Annotated in this window: 17 protein-coding genes; all 17 read right to left on the bottom strand. The window is 38.5% G+C overall.

Annotation, left to right across the window (positions count from 1 at the left end; genetic code table 11):
* Position 1: 1 nt before the first annotated feature.
* The 17 genes from yedF to ygeW all read right to left on the bottom strand — a co-directional run bounded on the left by yedF (position 2) and on the right by ygeW (position 17,566).
* Positions 2-592 (bottom strand): sulfurtransferase-like selenium metabolism protein YedF, encoded by a 591-nt coding sequence (yedF, locus tag A5819_RS12320; protein WP_086279075.1) that lies wholly within the window; start codon positions 590-592, stop codon positions 2-4.
* A 16-nt stretch (positions 593-608) separates the two neighbouring features.
* Positions 609-1,631, bottom strand: coding sequence for a selenide, water dikinase SelD (selD, locus tag A5819_RS12315; RefSeq protein WP_086279074.1), 1,023 nt, complete (start codon positions 1,629-1,631; stop codon positions 609-611).
* 18 nt (positions 1,632-1,649) lie between these two features.
* The gene (gene sclA / locus A5819_RS12310) at positions 1,650-2,801 is read right to left on the bottom strand and encodes a selenocysteine lyase SclA (protein WP_086279073.1); all 1,152 of its coding nucleotides are present in this window, start codon (positions 2,799-2,801) and stop codon (positions 1,650-1,652) included.
* A gap of 4 nt (positions 2,802-2,805) precedes the next feature.
* Complete coding sequence (locus A5819_RS12305) at positions 2,806-3,402, bottom strand: NTP transferase domain-containing protein (RefSeq protein WP_086279072.1); 597 nt, start codon at positions 3,400-3,402, stop codon at positions 2,806-2,808.
* A 120-nt stretch (positions 3,403-3,522) separates the two neighbouring features.
* On the bottom strand, positions 3,523-6,099 hold the full coding sequence (gene xdh / locus A5819_RS12300; RefSeq protein WP_086279071.1) for a selenium-dependent xanthine dehydrogenase: 2,577 nt from the start codon (positions 6,097-6,099) through the stop codon (positions 3,523-3,525).
* A 109-nt stretch (positions 6,100-6,208) separates the two neighbouring features.
* The gene (locus A5819_RS12295; protein WP_086279070.1) at positions 6,209-6,961 is read right to left on the bottom strand and encodes an acyl-CoA dehydratase activase; all 753 of its coding nucleotides are present in this window, start codon (positions 6,959-6,961) and stop codon (positions 6,209-6,211) included.
* Complete coding sequence (locus tag A5819_RS12290; RefSeq protein WP_086279069.1) at positions 6,958-8,127, bottom strand: double-cubane-cluster-containing anaerobic reductase; 1,170 nt, start codon at positions 8,125-8,127, stop codon at positions 6,958-6,960. The genes A5819_RS12295 and A5819_RS12290 overlap by 4 nt, the downstream gene beginning before the upstream one ends.
* Positions 8,128-8,153: 26 nt before the next feature.
* Positions 8,154-9,266 carry an ABC transporter substrate-binding protein gene (locus tag A5819_RS12285; protein ID WP_086279068.1) on the bottom strand — a complete coding sequence of 371 codons (1,113 nt, stop codon included), beginning with the start codon at positions 9,264-9,266 and terminating at the stop codon, positions 8,154-8,156.
* A 30-nt stretch (positions 9,267-9,296) separates the two neighbouring features.
* On the bottom strand, positions 9,297-10,064 hold the full coding sequence (locus A5819_RS12280; protein ID WP_086279067.1) for an ABC transporter ATP-binding protein: 768 nt from the start codon (positions 10,062-10,064) through the stop codon (positions 9,297-9,299).
* Between the two features lie 12 nt (positions 10,065-10,076).
* Positions 10,077-11,108: an iron ABC transporter permease gene (locus tag A5819_RS12275; RefSeq protein ID WP_086279066.1), complete on the bottom strand. Its 1,032-nt coding sequence runs from the start codon at positions 11,106-11,108 to the stop codon at positions 10,077-10,079.
* Positions 11,109-11,132: 24 nt separating this feature from the next.
* On the bottom strand, positions 11,133-12,152 hold the full coding sequence (gene xdhC, locus A5819_RS12270) for a xanthine dehydrogenase accessory protein XdhC (protein WP_086279065.1): 1,020 nt from the start codon (positions 12,150-12,152) through the stop codon (positions 11,133-11,135).
* Positions 12,149-12,535 (bottom strand): winged helix-turn-helix domain-containing protein, encoded by a 387-nt coding sequence (locus A5819_RS12265; protein ID WP_086279064.1) that lies wholly within the window; start codon positions 12,533-12,535, stop codon positions 12,149-12,151. Before A5819_RS12265 ends, xdhC begins: the two co-directional genes overlap by 4 nt.
* Positions 12,536-12,586: 51 nt before the next feature.
* Complete coding sequence (locus tag A5819_RS12260) at positions 12,587-13,174, bottom strand: nucleoside-triphosphatase (RefSeq protein ID WP_086279063.1); 588 nt, start codon at positions 13,172-13,174, stop codon at positions 12,587-12,589.
* A gap of 107 nt (positions 13,175-13,281) precedes the next feature.
* On the bottom strand, positions 13,282-14,601 hold the full coding sequence (locus A5819_RS12255; protein WP_086279062.1) for a nucleobase:cation symporter-2 family protein: 1,320 nt from the start codon (positions 14,599-14,601) through the stop codon (positions 13,282-13,284).
* Between the two features lie 100 nt (positions 14,602-14,701).
* Positions 14,702-15,082: a RidA family protein gene (locus A5819_RS12250; protein ID WP_086279061.1), complete on the bottom strand. Its 381-nt coding sequence runs from the start codon at positions 15,080-15,082 to the stop codon at positions 14,702-14,704.
* A gap of 34 nt (positions 15,083-15,116) precedes the next feature.
* Positions 15,117-16,055, bottom strand: a complete 939-nt coding sequence (gene arcC, locus A5819_RS12245) for a carbamate kinase (protein ID WP_086279060.1) — start codon at positions 16,053-16,055, stop codon at positions 15,117-15,119.
* Between the two features lie 317 nt (positions 16,056-16,372).
* Complete coding sequence (ygeW, locus tag A5819_RS12240; protein ID WP_086279059.1) at positions 16,373-17,566, bottom strand: knotted carbamoyltransferase YgeW; 1,194 nt, start codon at positions 17,564-17,566, stop codon at positions 16,373-16,375.
* Between the last annotated feature and the right edge of the window lie 22 nt (positions 17,567-17,588).

The raw sequence follows: 17,588 nt of genomic DNA, 5'->3' as shown, positions 1-17,588 counted from the left end.
TTTAGAAATTGATGACTTTTTTCGCCTGCGCCATTACTTCTGAAATCCCATACATATTTGTGATTTCACCGATTGCTAATGTTTCTTTGATTTGGTAAAAATCTAAACAGGCACCACACGTACTGATCTGTGTCCCTTTATCTACTAACACTTTCAAGTCATTCAATGTATTGGAGCCTTGATTCGTCAAAAATGCCCCACTATTAAAGAACAAGAGATGCTCTGGTGGTGTATCTAGTTCAGTCAAAGAATAAATATAACTTTTTAATAGCATCGCCCCTAAATCTGGATCACCGTCCCCCATAGTTTTACGTCCAAAAGCAACGACTAATTCACTATCTGATACTGTTTGGTTTAACTGATCTTGATTTTTGGGAACGACGATTTCAACCGTAAATTCATCGTTTTTTAGTGTTTGACTGGTTGTTTTAAGCCCCAATCCCTTAGCCATTTTCTCGATATTTTTCACAGAAACTTCATTATCTACGGTGATTTCAATAAGCCCACCATCATTCTTGATTTCCCGAATCGCTTTTTTTGCTTCAATCACTGGAATTGGACAGGGTTTACCTAAAGCATTAATTTTTTTCATTGCTGCTCCTTCTTTCTCATACAATAATAATCGACTGATCTGATTCTTTCTGGCAAACTTCCCCGATAATCGCCGCTATTGGATCATCTTTTTGGATTGCCGCAAGACATTCTACAGCCTTCTGTGCAGCGACACTAATCAGTAATCCGCCCGAGGTCTGAGGATCAAATAAAATCTCCTGAAACGCTGGCGTAGTGTTGGTCAAGTCAATTTTAGTTTCCAAGAATTTGCGATTTCTTTGTCCGGCCGCTGTTGCTAAAAACTCTTCTGCATAATGATAGGCGTGCGGTAAAAGTGGTAATTGTTCTGGATCAATCACAAGCGTCACATCTGTACACGCCATTTCAGATGCATGCACTAATAAGCCAAAACCGGTCACATCTGTACACGCATGAACAGGAAAATCATGCATCTTTTCAGCCGCATATTTATTTAGTCGTTCCATCGAGGCGATTGCTGCCTTTTCTGATGTTTTACACGCTACTCCTCCTCTAACAGCAGATTGAACTAGTCCCACCCCCAAGGCTTTGGTAAGAATCAAAATATCACCAACTTTTGGAGTATTATTATGAATGATTTTTTTGGGGTCCACTTGTCCTGTAACGGCTAATCCATATTTAGGTTCATGATCATAGATCGAATGCCCACCAGCTAATGAAGCCTGTGCTTCTTTTAATTTCTCAGCACCGCCAATCAGGATTTCTGAAAGCTTTTGTTTTGCCATTTTCTCTGGAAAACAAACTAAGTTCAATGCAAACAACACTTCTCCTCCCATTGCATAAACATCGCTCAGTGCATTTGCTGCGGCAATCCTGCCAAAAGTGCGGGGATCTTCGACCATCGGTGAAAAAAAATCCACTGTTGAGATCAGCGCAAGATTTTCTGATACTTGATAGACTGCTGCATCATCAGATGCATTAAAATCGACTAATAACTTTTCATCAGAGAATTTGGGCAAACCACCTAAAAAACCAGCTAATTCATTTGGTCCAATTTTGGCACCACATCCACCTGACGTACATTGTGATAAAAAATCCATCCTCTTTCTCCTTCATCTCTATTCTGACAAAATTTCCTTTAAGGCTTTTAAAGTGTACTCAATTTCATCTAAGGTCGTATTCCAACCAAAACTAAAACGAACTGCACCGATTTTTAGCGTTCCAGCAGTTTGGTGTGCCAACGGAGAACAATGTAATCCCGATCGTGTGACAATCTGATAGCGATCAAATAATTGCTGAGAAAGTTCTCCAGAATCAACCCTTGCTGACTTGATTGAAACAACGGGTACCCTTTGAATTGCTTCTGTACATCCTAGAATTGTTACAGGCAATTTTTTTAATCCCGTCAAAAATCGCGAGGTCAGGGCGCGCTCATGATCTGCGATTTTGTTGAGCCCAAGTTCTTTTATAGATTCAAGTGAACTCTTCAAACTTAAAATTCCTAACATATTTTGTGTGCCCGGTTCAAATTTATCTGGTAAAAAGTCAGGCTGCGCAAGTGATAACGAGGCACTGCCCGTACCACCACTCATCCAGGGCTTGATTTTGTGCTCCATATTTTGTGCTAGAGCAAATCCTCCGATTCCAGAAAGCCCCATTAGACTCTTGTGTCCTGTAAATGCCAAAACATCGATCAACATCTCTTCTATATCAATTGCTAAAAAACCCGCAGTTTGTGCGCTATCCAAAACTGTGATGATACCGTGTGCTTTTGCAATTTCAAAGCATTCTTTCACAGGTAAAATCGTCCCTAATACATTGGATGCGTGTGTCATCACTATGACTTTTGTTTCCGGACGAATCAGTGATTCAATTATTTCTGGATCAAGCCTGCCATCTAATTTGCAAGGAATACGTGTCACTGAAATATTCTGTCGCTTTTCTAGCAGGTGTAAAGGTCTAGCCACGGCGTTATGTTCTACTTCAGTTGTTAAGATATGATCCCCTGGTTTTAATAGACCATTTAGCACCATATTTAGTGAAGTCGTTGCATTTGCCGTAAAAATAATATGTGCCGGATCAGGTGCATGAAAAAATTCCGCCAACAATTGGCGAGCCTCAAAAACCACTTCAAGTTCATCGATATTTTGTGAACCACGATTCGTATTTAAATTATTATTTCTTTCTAAGTATTGACATAATGATTGAATAGTCGCTTCAAATTTGTGATTTGAAGTAGCTGCATGGTTTAGATACACAGACTGTTTCATCTTTTTATCCCTTCCTACTGTGACAAATGCTTTGATTGGTTAAATTCTGATATTCTGCTGGCGTATCGATATCAATCAAACATTCAGGCCTGTCTACACGAATTTTACGCCAAGCTTCTGGATGATTATCCCGAACAACTCGACCACCAGAAGCTCCTGTGACCTTTAGTAATTCAGAACGAAACGCTTCACCAAAAAACATAGGACTACATGGTGCTTCCCTTTGATCAATTGGAAAAACGATGGTTTCTTTAGAGTAAGCTGAAAAAAGGGATTCAAGCAACGCTTGCGTTAATCGTGGTTGATCCACAGTTAAATAAAGATAGCCTTCTCCAGTAGCCGCTTTTGTTCCTAAACGAACGCTTGCACTTTGCCCTTTCTGTGCTTCTATATTTTGAACGACCTTTAGATCAGTAGGTAACTTTAATCCTTGCAAGTTTTCAGGTGAAATAACTAAAATCCGTTCAAAAAATGGCATTTTTTTAGTGAGGTTTAACGTCCGCTCCAAAAAAGTCTCCCCTTGATAATCAAGAAAGAGTTTATTTGTTCCCATTCGTACAGAACATCCTGAAGCCATAATGATTGCACTTACTTTCAGCATTGGTTTACTCCTTTTGATTTCATCGATCGTTAAAAATAAAAACGCACCCAATTGTCTTTATCGGATGCGTTTTTTGAGCTTTTGTGTATCGTTTTTTCAGCACCTCACAGAATCATTCAGTTATTTCTTTTTCTTTTGATAAAAAGTATCTTCCATAGGTAATGTGGGTCTTAGTTTTCCATCAAGTGCATAGTAAGCACCAGCCAAAGCTGGTGCGGTCGGGATCGTTGCTAATTCTCCCACACCTTTGATTCCATAAGCCAAGCCATCATGAATATTGTTCGCTTGAACTAAAATTGTTTCGATTGGTGGCACTTGAGCAGCATTTAGCAAGCCTAGCGTAGCGTATTTTGCTTTGACATAACCATCTTCCATGACAAATTTCTCGGTCAATGCGTAACCCATCCCCATTACGATCCCACCTTCGATTTGCCCTTCTGCTGCCTTAGGATTGACGACTTGCCCCATGTCATATGCTGCCACAAATTTTTCGACTTTGCCTTTTTCATCTAAAATCGCAACTTCTGCTGCATAACCATAGCCTGCATGACTAACAGGACTCTTCTTATCGTTGATCAAAGGATCTGTTTTAGCTGAATATTCTCCGTAAAACTCTTGTCCTTCTAAATCAGACAACGCACGCCCCATATCAAGCTCATAACGTAATTGCATCGCTGCTCTTCTGGTCGCTTCACCTGTAAATAAGGATTGGCGAGAGGCTGTTGTCGTACCGGAATCTGGTGTTCGGCGCGTATCTGGCGCTTCAGCAATAATCATTTCTGGCGGTAGATCCAAGGTTTCACATGCGACTTGAGTTGTCACTGTTGCCATCCCTTGTCCAATACAAGCCGCACTAGTTCTAACATGAACCTTACCGTCTTCAACTGAAACAATACAACGACCAACATCTGATAATCCAACGCCGATCCCGCTATTTTTAAAGAAACAAGAAATTCCAGCAATTTCAGCGTTTTCATAGGCATCTTTAACAGCCAATAACGTTTCTTTCAATGCGGCATTTTTTGAAACTAATTGACCATTTGGCAAAGAATCTCCAGGTTCTACTGCATTTTTATAGCGAATATCCCATTGAGAAATACCGACTTTTTCCGCTAATAGATTAAGATTACTTTCAATTGCAAAAGCTGTTTGGCAAACCCCAAAACCTCTGAAAGCACCAGCTGGTGGATTATTTGTATACACAGCATAACCTTCGACATCAATATCTTGGTATTTATAGGGACCAGCCGCATGTGTGCATGCTCGTTGAAGAACAGGACCGCCTAAAGAAGCATAGGCTCCCGTATCTGCATAAATGACAGCTTTCATAGCCGTTAGATTTCCTTGTGCATCACAACCTGTGGTGAAGTCCATTTCCATGCCATGACGTTTTGGATGAATCATTAGGCTTTCTTGTCGGCTAAGTAAAACTTTGACTGGTTTTTGTAAACACCAAGCCGCAAGAGCAGCATGATGTTGCACGCTCATATCTTCTTTTCCGCCAAAACCGCCGCCGACTAATTTCGCTTGAACATGAATATTTTCCTTTTCCACCCCTAACATACGAGCAACTTCTCGTTGTTCATCATAGATACTTTGACCTGCACTATATAGTAAAATACCATCCTCACCTTCAGGCATTGCAATGGCACATTCAGGTTCCATAAATGCATGTTCATTGATCGGAACTGAATAATGTTGGGTTACAACATATTCAGATGAAGCCAACTGCTCATCCGCATTACCACGAATAAGATGTTCATGAGATAAAATATTGCCTTTTTCATGAATCAATGGTGCATCTTCTACTAATGCGGCCTCACATGAAGTTATTGGTGTCAGTTCTTCATAAGTGATTTCTACTAATTCTTTGATTTCCTCTAAAGCTTCTCTTGTTGTAGAAACAACCAAGGCAATCGCATCACCAACATAACGTGTGGTATCCCCAACTGATATCATAACGTCCCAATCAGAGATAAATTCCAAATGACCGATTTTATTGTTTCCAGGAACATCTTTTGCTGTCAGCACTGTAACACATTCTGGATGCTCAACAGCTTTACTTATATCGATTTTCAAAACCTTCGCTCTTGGATAGGCACTGCGGACAGCTGATGCATGAAGCATTCCTTCAATTGTGATGTCATCTACATATTGTCCTGTTCCTAAGGTTTTTTCAACAGCATCTACTCGTTTGAAGTCTTCTCCTAATTTTCCATTTGACTGCTCTTCTGGAATGCTCAATTTTTCACGAAACATTTTAGCTGCTAATTGAATTGCTTCAACAATTTTGACATAACCTGTACAGCGGCAGATATTCCCACGAATTGCTTTGCGAACGTCTTCATCACTAGGTTCGGCTTTTTTATTCAATAATCCGTGAGCTGAAATAACAATCCCTGGAATACAATAACCGCATTGAACAGCGCCAGTCTTAGCAAAAGCATAGGCATAAACATCTTTTTGATGTTGGTCCAAGCCTTCGATCGTGACAATTTCTTTTCCATCTACCTTTTCTAAGCTAAATAAACACGCTTTGGAAACCCTTCCATTTAATAATACTGAACAAGCGCCACAAGAACCTTGATTACAACCATCTTTTGTCCCAGTCAACCTTAAATCTTCACGAAGAAAGTCCATTAACTTTTTATTCGTGTCACAGGTCTCTGTCTTACCATTTACAACTAATGAATACATTTTTTCTTTACACCTCAATTTCTGTTATAATTATAGCTTTTTATCACTATGATTATACCATAAAATTTTAGTCTAAAAATTATTATTTAGCAAAAAAAATATTTTTTATTCACTTTTGTTGAATACCGATCAATGCAGCCCCAATCGAGCCTGCGTATTGAGATAGTTCTTGATCATAGTATACTTCTTTTTGAGTATATTCAGCAACTAAATCTACAACTTTCTTACTATGAGACAAACCACCAGAAAAAAAAATCGGACCTTGATCAGGATTAATCTGTCGATGTTGATTACTAATACGAGCCGCGATCGAATGCAAGACTCCTAAAGCGATATTTTCTCTTTTTTCGCCTTTTCCAATCAAGCTAATGACTTCTGATTCTGCGAATACGGTGCACATGCTATTGATTTTTACTGGCTCAGCTAAGGCCACAAAGGGATCAATCAGATCGATCCTTTCCCCTAAGGTCCGCATTAATACTTCTACAAAGCGTCCTGTTCCAGCGGCACATTTGTCATTCATGTTAAAATCTAAGACATGCCCATCAGTGTCCATCCTGATCACCTTACTATCTTGCCCACCGATATCGATCACATTTTGAATTCCAGTACTTAGATATGATGCTCCTTTAGCATGACAAGTTATTTCCGTAACTGCTTTATCGGCTTTTAACAGTTTGCGACCATAGCCAGTCGTAATCAATTTACAGGGTTCATTTCCACTTAGTTTTGTCACAACTTCTGCAGCTGCTCGTTTGGGATCACCTGAAGTTAGTACCAAGTATTTTTTCACCAGATTGTTTTGTTCAAAAAGAACACCTTTCGTTGTTGTCGATCCACTATCAAGACCAATTACTTTCATGATGAGCGCGCCTCTAACATTTCGATAAAGGCTGTCACTCGAGTATTGATTTGCTCGATATCTGCCGTAGAATAGTCTGTTTCTAAATATAAATACGGTACATTTTTTTCAGATTGGCAAAAACGCCGAACCTTCAATGCTTCGATCGAATATGGATGGCAGGATTGTAGCACCATATCTAAAACCCCATCAGCTTGATAGTCATCGATCATTTGGCTTAATAAATCAAAACGACTGGTATTATTAGACATACAGGCACAACCAATATCGATATATTTCTCTGCTAAGGCTTCATAAACGTCTTCATTCTCTTCATCGACTAGCCGTTCAACAGCCTTGGCTACTGTACAATTTTCAAATCCTACGATGGTTCCACCATTTTCTTCGACTGCACGAATCACTTTTTCCGTTACACCCCCCATTGGTGAACCAGTGATTAAAATTCTAGGTTTTCCATTAGGCTGATGGTTTTCGGAATATTGTACGATGATTTTTGCAGTTGCATCCTCTAATTTTTGGATCAGACTTTCCTTTTCAAAAGTATAATTTGCGCCATACATCACTTTAAAAATTTCTGAGCCTTCAATTGCAGGGGGATTTAGTTTCCCAAGTCCATAAAACTTTTTTCTAGCTGCTCGCTCTCTATTTTTTAGACGAACCGCTTTTTGAATGCGTTCTTCTGTAATCTCCACATCAAGAAATGACTCTAATTTTTCTTTAAAACGAATGATTTCATCTTTCCATAAGCCAAACGCTGCCTCTGAATTTCGTGCGTTTGGTAAGTTCATTAAATACAGTGGTTTGAATTCTTCCATGTATTCATACATCTTTTTCTTTCCATCACAAGTTGTTTCCCCTACAACTAAATCGGAAAAATAGAAAAATGGGCATTTATCAGTTTTCCCAAAACCATAACTGGATTTGATCAACGGACAAAGATTTCTAGGTAGATCCTCTTCTGCAGCTGAAATCGTTTCATCTGACGTCGAACAGAGGCTAATTTGGACAGCATCAGCTGCTAAGACGATTTCTTCTGGCATGAAAGTACAATACACACCAACAACCGGTACTCCTTGTTCTTTTAGTTCTTTTACTTGAATAAAACCTTGACGTCTAGCATCATCGAACTCCGCAACTATTTCTGGTAATTCTGTTTTGATTTGCATAAAATCCCTCCCATTATTTTGTCTCTTTATTGTGCATTTGTCAGAATCATTTTGACTTGTTCTGCTGTCGGTTCAACATGGTAGAATAGCTTGTAAAACTCGTTAACTGTCTCTTCCATATTTAGTTTGTATTGTTCAGGGTAAACTAACGCCCCTAACCACTGAATGCCAATGATCCGATTGACAGACGGCGGTGAACTAATGAAGTTATAGGGTGCAGTTGGCACTTGATAAACCTTGCCAGCTTTGACCGCTGTTAATTCTTGCCATGACTCATCAGTTTTGATTTGATCATAGACAGCTTTTGTCTCAGCTAAAATATAATCTGGCTGCCATTGAACTAGCTGTTCCATCGAAATAACGGTTCCGCCACCTTTTGACACAACATCAACACCTGTTGCCGCATTTTTTGCGCCAATCTCATCAATAACTTGAGCATGAAATGACCCTTCAGCATTTGTGTTTAGTCCAGCATTTCCGGCTGCATAATAGATACTTTTTTGCTCTGATTCTTTTAGTGAAGATCGAACACTATCAGCTTTTTCTATAACCTGTTGACAATAGGAAGCTAGTTTTTCTGTTGTTTGTGTGTTTTCTAATAATTCACCTAATTTCTGGTAGGTTTCTGGCATATTTTTTAAATTTGCTTCAATGAAAAGCGTGGGAATATTGATTTGCTCTTGCAGTTTGTCCATATCTTCTTTCACTGTTTTTTTAGCCTCACCGATATCGATAATGACATCTGGTTCAGCAGCACTCAAGGCTTCCATATTTAAGCTAGCATTTTTTCCGTAAAATTGTCCAAATTCCGGTAATTTCTGATATTTTATATCAATAAATTCTTTAGCCTCTGACGAAAAAGGGCTGGCTAAACCAACAAGTAGATCAGGGGAGCTAGTATACAATACGATTTGAGCCAGTGGTCCAGAAGGGGCTATTTTATTGATCTGTGTTGGGATGATTACCTCACGCCCAGCAGAATCAACAAAAGTGCGTGTCCCATCTGACTGTTTGTTTTCGGAACTAATAGCTGTTTGCGTTTTTTCAGTTTCATTGGCTTTTTTTTCGTTAGTAGTGCAACCAATCGTTGTAACTAGTGCTAATCCTAATACTAAAAGCAAATTTATCTTTCTTTTCATTAAAATTCTATCCTTTCTATTTCAATTGATTTATTTTTTTGTTGGCAAACAGATTCTTTTTTCAGTTGAAGCTATTGTATGTACAGTAATCGGTACACGATAAATGGCCTCTAACTGTTGGCTCGTTAAAATCGTTTTGGGTATTCCTTGTAATAGTTGACCTTCTTGTAAAACTAAGACATAGTCAGCATATTGAAGTGCGTGATTGGGATCATGGGTCGATTGAATAATCAAATAACCTTGCGCTGCTAGTGTTTGAATCATTTCTAAGACCATTATCTGATTGCCGTAATCAAGATTAGCACAAGGCTCATCCATAATAATGATTTTACTCTGCTGAGCCACTGAACGAGCAATGATCACAAGTTGTTGCTCTCCTCCACTTATTTCTGAAAAAATACGATTCTTTAAATGCGTGATATTGAGTGCGACTAAGGCCGCTTCCGCCAACTCATTTTCAACTGTTCCAGGTTGCTGATAATTTTTTAATCTAGCAGTTGTGCCCATTAAGACCATTTCAAACACAGTAAAATGAAAAATACCTCGTTGTTTTTGCGGAATATATGAAATCAACTGAGAAAGCTCGTTTCTTGAGCACTGTTGAATCGAACGATCATTGATTTTAACACTTCCCAAACTTGGCTCCAACACTCTTAGCAAACATTTAAACAACGTACTTTTCCCCACACCATTTTTTCCTAATAAACAAACCGATTGTCCATAATCTAATGTAAATGAAATGTCGTTCAATATTTTTTGCTGTTTATAGGCAAATGCTAAATCAATAACTTCAAGCATTGAAATTCCTCCTCACTGTCTAACTGAACGATTATTTTTAGCAATCAATAAAAGAAAAATCGGTGCACCGATAAATGAAGTTAAAATCCCGATCGGTATCTCACTAGTTGTAATCAAGCGTGAAAAATCATCTACAAATAACAGAAAAGTACCGCCTAATATAGCAGTCATCGGAATACTATAGCGATAATCATTGCCAACTAACATCCTTGAAAAATGCGGTACAACCAACCCTACCCAACCAATCAGTCCGCTAACCGATACTGCACTTGCTGTAATCAAGGTCGCAGCCAGAATCAAAATCACGCGTAAAACACGACTGTTTACTCCTAAACTCAACGCTTCTTCTTCTCCTAGAGAAATCACATTTAAGCGCCAACGTAATAAAAAAATGGGCATCATCCCTACTAAAATCAAAGGGGCCGCAAATACAACATTTTGCTTATTGATCGAAGATAAGCTGCCCATTAACCAATAGGTGATTGCCGGCAAAGTATTTGTCGGATCCCCTACCAATTTCAAAAAAGAAACAGCTGAAGAAAAAAGTGAGCCAATCATCATGCCAATCAAAACCATGTTTAAAACCGAATCAGTGCGCAAAAAACGACTCATTAAAAGAACCGCACCTACGGCTAATAATCCAAAAATAAAAGACAACGAAATCACCTGTTCATAGGTCAATGAAAAAAACAATCCCATAGCCGCACCAAAAGCAGCACCTTGTGAAGCACCTAAAATATCTTGTGAGATCATTGGATTTTGAAACAAAGCTTGATAAGTTGCCCCAGCTACAGAAATACCGCCACCGATCACCACTGCCATAATAATTCTAGGAAAACGAATCTTAAACAAAATCGTCTCAACTTGACTGCTCCAGGTTTGCTCTAAAGGGATTATTTTATTCAAAACAACCTTAAAAAAATCGTCCATCGCAATCGGAAACTTCCCTAAAAAAAAGGAAATTATAAAGACGAGTAGAAAAAGCAAGACGGAAGCTAAAAGAATGATTTTTTTCTGTTTCGTTGTCGACTGTTTGTTTTCCACTAAATTCACCCCTATTGTTGACCGCTATCCCTTTGGTCTTTCCGCCCTTTTTTCAATCAACTCACCGGCAACACTAATTGCCAGTTCAGCTGGTGTTTCTGATTTTATTTTTAGGCCGATCGGCATATTGATTCGTTCAATGTCTTTCATTGAAAATCCGCTTTCTTTTAATTTTTTGACTTGGACAGCAATTTTTTGCTTACTGCCCATGACACCGATGTAATGTGCTGGTGTTTCTAATAACTGCTTAGCTATTAGAAAATCAAATTGATGGCCTCGTGTCATCACGATGGCATAATCTGCCTCTGTAATTTGAATCGATGCAGCAAGATTACCCAAATCAACGACCATTCTCTGATCGGCATCTGGAAAAACTGCTTCGGTTAAAAATTGTTCCCGATCATCTAAAACAACACAATAAAATTCTACTGTTTTTAAAATAGGAACTAACGCCTGAGCAACATGACCAGCACCAAAAACGTAAACTTTTCCAAGTTGTAGCAATGCTTCTACGGAATAAATCCGTTCATCCACTTTTACTTCTGATAAACCAGCTTTAAACTTCTCCTCTTTTAATTTAGCTGGTATATTTCCGATTAATCCTGTTTCTACGCTATACACCCCAAAACCATTTTCTCTTTCAGCATTGATTTCAGTGATCAGCCAACATTGCTGATTACGGTTAAAATGCTGGATAACCTCTTCGCAAATGGCTTGAACAGAAGCTTCTTGCCAACTAAGATATTGAAAAAACAGCGCCACATTCCCCCCACAAATCATACCCAGATCTACAACATCATTGGGTGCTAAAATAAAGGTCTCTGCTCGAGATCGTTGTGCTTTCAGAACCTCTTTCGCAATTTTTTCTGCGCGAAACTCTACTGCGCCACCACCAATCGTGCCATTTATCCGACCAGATTTATCAACTAGCATACGAGCACCAGCAGCTCTAGGTGTCGATCCTGAACTTTCAGTAACCGTAACTAAAACCGTATCTTCTCTTTGTTTGATTGCTTCATTTATTCGTAGAAAAAGTTCTTTCATTCTCTTTCCTCCAACTCTACTGATTCTAAATCTAATTCATCACTAAAAATCTCTGCAAAATACTGATTGGTGATTTGATACGTTTTCTTTTGAAAAAGCAAAAACTTTGCTGTTAATTTTTTTCCTTGGCTTGTTACGGTGGAACCACCGCCATTATTCCCACCTACACTTTTATTGACTAGAGGATAACCTAGTTCTTCCTCAGCTTTTTGGATCATCCGCCAAGCTTTGTTATAAGACATGCGCATCTGTTTAGCAGCAGTATTTAGTGAGCCTGTTTGAGAAATCCGTTGGAGTAGTTCAACAACGCCAGGTCCAAAAAAAATGCGATTTGTCCGCAATTTCAAATTGAGCGTATAATTAAAGGCTTCTTGCTCCTTCATTACAAAACCTCCTTTCGTTATACTCTAAAAAGATAACGACCATCAAAAAAATTATCTCTTTAAAAATTCAGACAGTTGCATTTTGATTTCAGCAAAATTATGTTCATTTAATGCTAAAATCTGTCCTTCATTTTTGAGAATAGTTTGTTTTAGCTGTGCTCGTTGTCTTCCTATCTCTAACTTTTCAATTGTATGCTTCTTTTGTCTTTGATAATTTACATCTGACTTAAACACCCCAACTATTTTTTGCGGTTGTTGAATCATTGTTAAAAGCTCGTTTGTGAAGCTTTGTGATAGTAATTCGATCCCACCGATTTCATCTAATAAAATAAGATCAGCTGAATAGGTTTTCGCTTCTTCTAATAAAAACTTGCCCCATGTTTCAAACACTTGCAGGTTTCTCGTTCGTTTGCCGTTTTCAGTTTGAATAAAACAATGTTCGTCAATCGGCTCTAAATTGGCTTCTTTTTGAAGTAATTCTTTTGCAGCTCTCAGTTCAAAACCAACAATCTGACCTTGTTCACCAATTCTGCGTTTCACATAAAAACCACTGATAGATTTCCCAGTAGCTCTGATTACCTCTTGTAATAATGTGGACTTTCCGACGAATTTGTCTCCTTCTAGAAAAAAATTCTTCATTCTGCATTTTCCTTTACTAAATCGCTGTCTTCATAAAAACAATGCAAAAGACAAATCAGCTTATTCATTTATCTTTTGCATCTTTTTTAAGGAGAAAATCTTCATAGTTATTCGATCGCTAGTTGCTTCTCCTCTTTAAGTAAAACATTTAAAACAACTGCAACGATCGTTGTCAAAATAACTTCTGAGTTACCAAAAATAGTCGTTACCCAAGGTGGAAATCCACTTAAACAACCAACTGATAACGTTACTCCGATACCAAAAGCTAACGCAATTCCCACAACCCCCGTATTTCTAGGAGTTAATTCTTGCGTTGCGATCATCCGAACGCCAGTCATTGAAATTGACGCAAACACAGATACCGTTGCACCACCAATCACAGCATAAGGAATTGTCGTCAAAATCGATGCGACTTTTGGAACAAAGCCTGCCACCAGTAGAATAACAGAGGCAAAAACCATTACATATTTATTAATTACTCTAGTCACCGTAACTAATCCTACGTTTTGACCAAATGTTGCAACAGGCACAGAACCAAAAAAGCTGCCAATAAAATTGGAGAAACCGCTTCCTATAATCCCGCCAGAAAGCTCCTGATCTGTTGGTTCCCGATCCATTGCTCCAACTGTTGTGGCAGTGAACTGCCCGATTGCTTGAACTGCATCAACAATAAACATCACCACTAAAGTTAAAATCGGTACGATTTGAAAATCTAAACCAAAGTATAGCGGTGTGATCATTTGAAAAACAGAAGCTTCCTTGACTGGAGCAAAATTGACCATTCCTAAAATCAATGAAACAACATACCCAATAATCATCCCATTTAGAATAGAGGATAGCTTCAGAAATCCTTTTGAAAAATAGTTAAAATAAAAAACCACTGCAAAAGTTAGTAATGCTACTAGCCAATTTTGAGCTGAGCCAAAATCTGGGCTGCCAGCTCCCCCAGCCATGTATTTGATTGCGACAGGAAATAGCGATAATCCAATACTTAAGATGACCGTACCAGTAACGAGCGGCGGAAATAATATTCGCATTTTTTTGATAGAGAGTCCAACTAAAATAACTAAAATACTGCCAACCAACTGAGCACCAAAAATTGCGGCAATCCCAAAGTCTCCGCCAATGGCCATTAAAATCGGTACATAAGCAAAACTCGCACCCATCATAACAGGTAACCTAGAGCCGACTTTTCCAAAAATCGGAAAAAGCTGAATCAGAGTTGCTACGGCAGAGAAAATCAGTGACGTTTGAATCATGATCGTCGTATCTCCAGAACTTAGATTGCAGACTTTAGCAATCATAATTCCAGGTGTAACGATCCCAACTACTGCTGCTACTACGTGCTGTAAGCCCATTGGAACAGCTTCTTTGATTGATAACTTGGCATCATAATCAAACAATGCCTTTTCTTCTTTTTCACTCATAGGCATGTTTCCTTCTTTACTTTTTATTTTAAAAAGGACTGCACTTATCCGAGTATTGAAATCCGCAACCCTTTTTCTTGAATCAGAAACTTCTCAGAAATTAATTTTTAATTGCAATTGCTTCAACTTCAAAAAGTCCATTCTTTGGTAATTCACATACTTCTACACAAGAACGGGCAGGAAGTGTCTTCGAGAAATATTTACCATAAATGTCATTGATTTTTGCAAAATCTGACATGTTTTTTAGAAATACAGTTGTCTTTACAACATTGTCATAAGTCATATCTGTTTCTTTTAAGATGGCACCTAAATTGATCAATGCTTGTTCTGCTTGCTGTTCAACAGTTTCTTTCATCTCACCACTTATAGGATCTAATCCCAATTGACCAGAAATATACTGTGTCTGGCCCGCTAAAACTGAGTGGGAATAAGGTCCTACAGCTGCTGGTGCATTTGTTGAATTTACCATTTTGTTTGTCATCAACTCACTCCTTCTCCTACGTATTTTGCTTCATTTACTGCTCAATGATCGTGCCCGTTTTCCCAACGATTCCGTCTTTGGCTTTTTCTAATAAGGTAATCAATGTTTTACGACCCGGTTTTGATTCAGCAAATTGAATTGCCGCTTCCACTTTTGGCAACATTGAACCTGGTGCAAACTGCCCGTCTGCTGCATGTTTTTTCATTTCGCTTGTAGATACTTGACTCAATTCCTTTTGCGTTGGTTTTCCAAAATCGATACAGACTCTTTCTACGGCTGTCAAAATGATCAGTAGATCAGCATCTACCATTTCAGCTAATAGTTCGCTACAGAAATCTTTATCGATTACAGCTGCAGCTCCGCTTAAATGATTGCCGGACTTCACAACAGGAATACCACCGCCACCACAAGCAATCACGGTTTGACCTGAATCAATCAGAGACGTGATCGTTTTGATTTCAACGATTTCTTTTGGTTTTGGTGATGCCACAACTTGACGATAGCCTCGCCTTGAATCTTCAACGACTGTCACTTGTTTTTCTTTCACAAGCGTATCTGCTTCTTCTTTTGACATAAAGCGACCAATCGGTTTAGCAGGATGAGCAAATGCTGGATCTTTCGGATCGACAGCTACTTGTGTGATCACAGTTCCAACCGGTTGCTCTAAGTTACGGCTCAATAATTCTTCCCGTAAAGCATTTTGTAAATCATAGCCGATATAGCTTTGACTCATCGCCACACAAACGGATAGTGGAATCGTCGGATATTTGCTTGGCTCACTTAATGAAAGTTCTTCCATCGCTAACTGGATCATCCCAACTTGAGGACCATTACCATGAGACAAAATCACTTCGTATCCTGCCTCGATCAAATCTGCAATGGCTTTAGATGTTTCTTGTACTGCTGTCATTTGTTCTGTTAAGTTATCACCTAATGCGTTTCCGCCAAGTGCAACCACAACTCTTTTTACCATTCAGCCATTCACCTCGTGTTCTGTTTTATAATGATTCGTTTAATTGATTATTTTAAAAGTAAGATGCTTTCTTCCAATAAATCACATCAATGATTGTTAAGTAAAAACTGAATTTTGCATGAAGTGGTCAGAATCTGTGGACAGCAGATTCGTTTTAAGACAGTTTTATCCTTAACTGATAGTATTCATAAATGGACTTGGAAAGGTCTTAAAATCAGTTCATTTGTTTTTTTTTGAAAAGAGAACAAATTATTTTACTTACGACTATCATCATCAATAAAGAAAGCATCTCACTTCATGCCTAGTTCAATAAAGCGTTATTTGACTTCTCTTGGAGTTGCTTTTTTCTCAAGTTCTTTTAATGTTGCTTGCGGGCTTTTTACTTTGCTTAAGAAAATCATAGCCGCAATTATATATGGTTTGTAGCTTGCTTCTTTGTACAGTTCCACACGATAACGATCAAAGACAGAAGCCTCAACTTCACCTTCCTCGCAGCTGACACCAGTGATATCGGCAGGTAAGCAGTGCATGTATAATGCTTTACCATCTTTTGTTGTCTTCATTAGTTCTTCTGTACATTCCCAATCTTTATGATTGGTGTTTTGAGCAAGTAGTTCTTTTTCTAATTTATCGATACCAGCTTGATCACCTTCACCATATAATTGTGTCCGTTTTTCCATAGCAGCAAAGGGAGCCCAGCTCTTAGGATACACAACATCGGCATCTTTAAATGCTTCTGCCATACTGTTTGTTTTAGTAAATGAACCGCCAGCTTCCGCTGCATTTTTCTTCGCAACTTCTTCAACTTCTGGCATGATTTCATAGCCTTCTGGATGAGCTAAAACAACATCCATACCAAGACGTGTCATCAAACCTACGATTCCTTGAGGAACAGATAATGGTTTACCATATGAAGGCGAATAAGCCCAAGTCATCGCAACTTTCTTACCTTTCAAGTTTTCGACACCGCCGAATTCATGGATCAAATGCAAAGCATCTGCCATCGCTTGAGTTGGATGATCGATATCGCATTGCAAGTTGACTAATGTTGGACGTTGTTCTAATACGCCATCTTTGTGCCCTTCTTGTACAGATTCAGAAACCTCACGCATGTACGTATTTCCTTTACCGATATACATATCATCACGAATCCCGATAATATCAGCCATAAATGAAATCATGTTCGCTGTTTCACGAACCGTTTCCCCGTGTGAAATTTGGCTTTTTCCTTCATCTAAATCTTGAACTTCTAGCCCTAAAAGGTTACAAGCTGAAGCAAAACTAAAACGAGTTCTTGTTGAATTATCACGGAATAATGAAATACCTAAACCACTATCGAAGATTTTTGTTGAAATATTATTTTCACGTAAATAACGTAAAGTATCAGCTACTATAAAAACAGCTTCTAATTCATCACGGGTTTTTTCCCATGTTAAGAAAAAGTCGTTTTCATACATTTTATCAAATTCTAATTTGTCCAATTTTGCAATATAATCGTTAAAAGTTTCCATGTCATTTCTCCCTTAAAGTTTA

It is taken from the genome of Enterococcus sp. 7E2_DIV0204 (genome assembly GCF_002140855.1).
GTDB classification, from domain to species: Bacteria; Bacillota; Bacilli; order Lactobacillales; family Enterococcaceae; genus Enterococcus_L; species Enterococcus_L lemimoniae.
The sequence above is the reverse complement of the archived record's forward strand: the minus strand, read 5'-3'. Positions and strand labels throughout refer to the sequence as shown.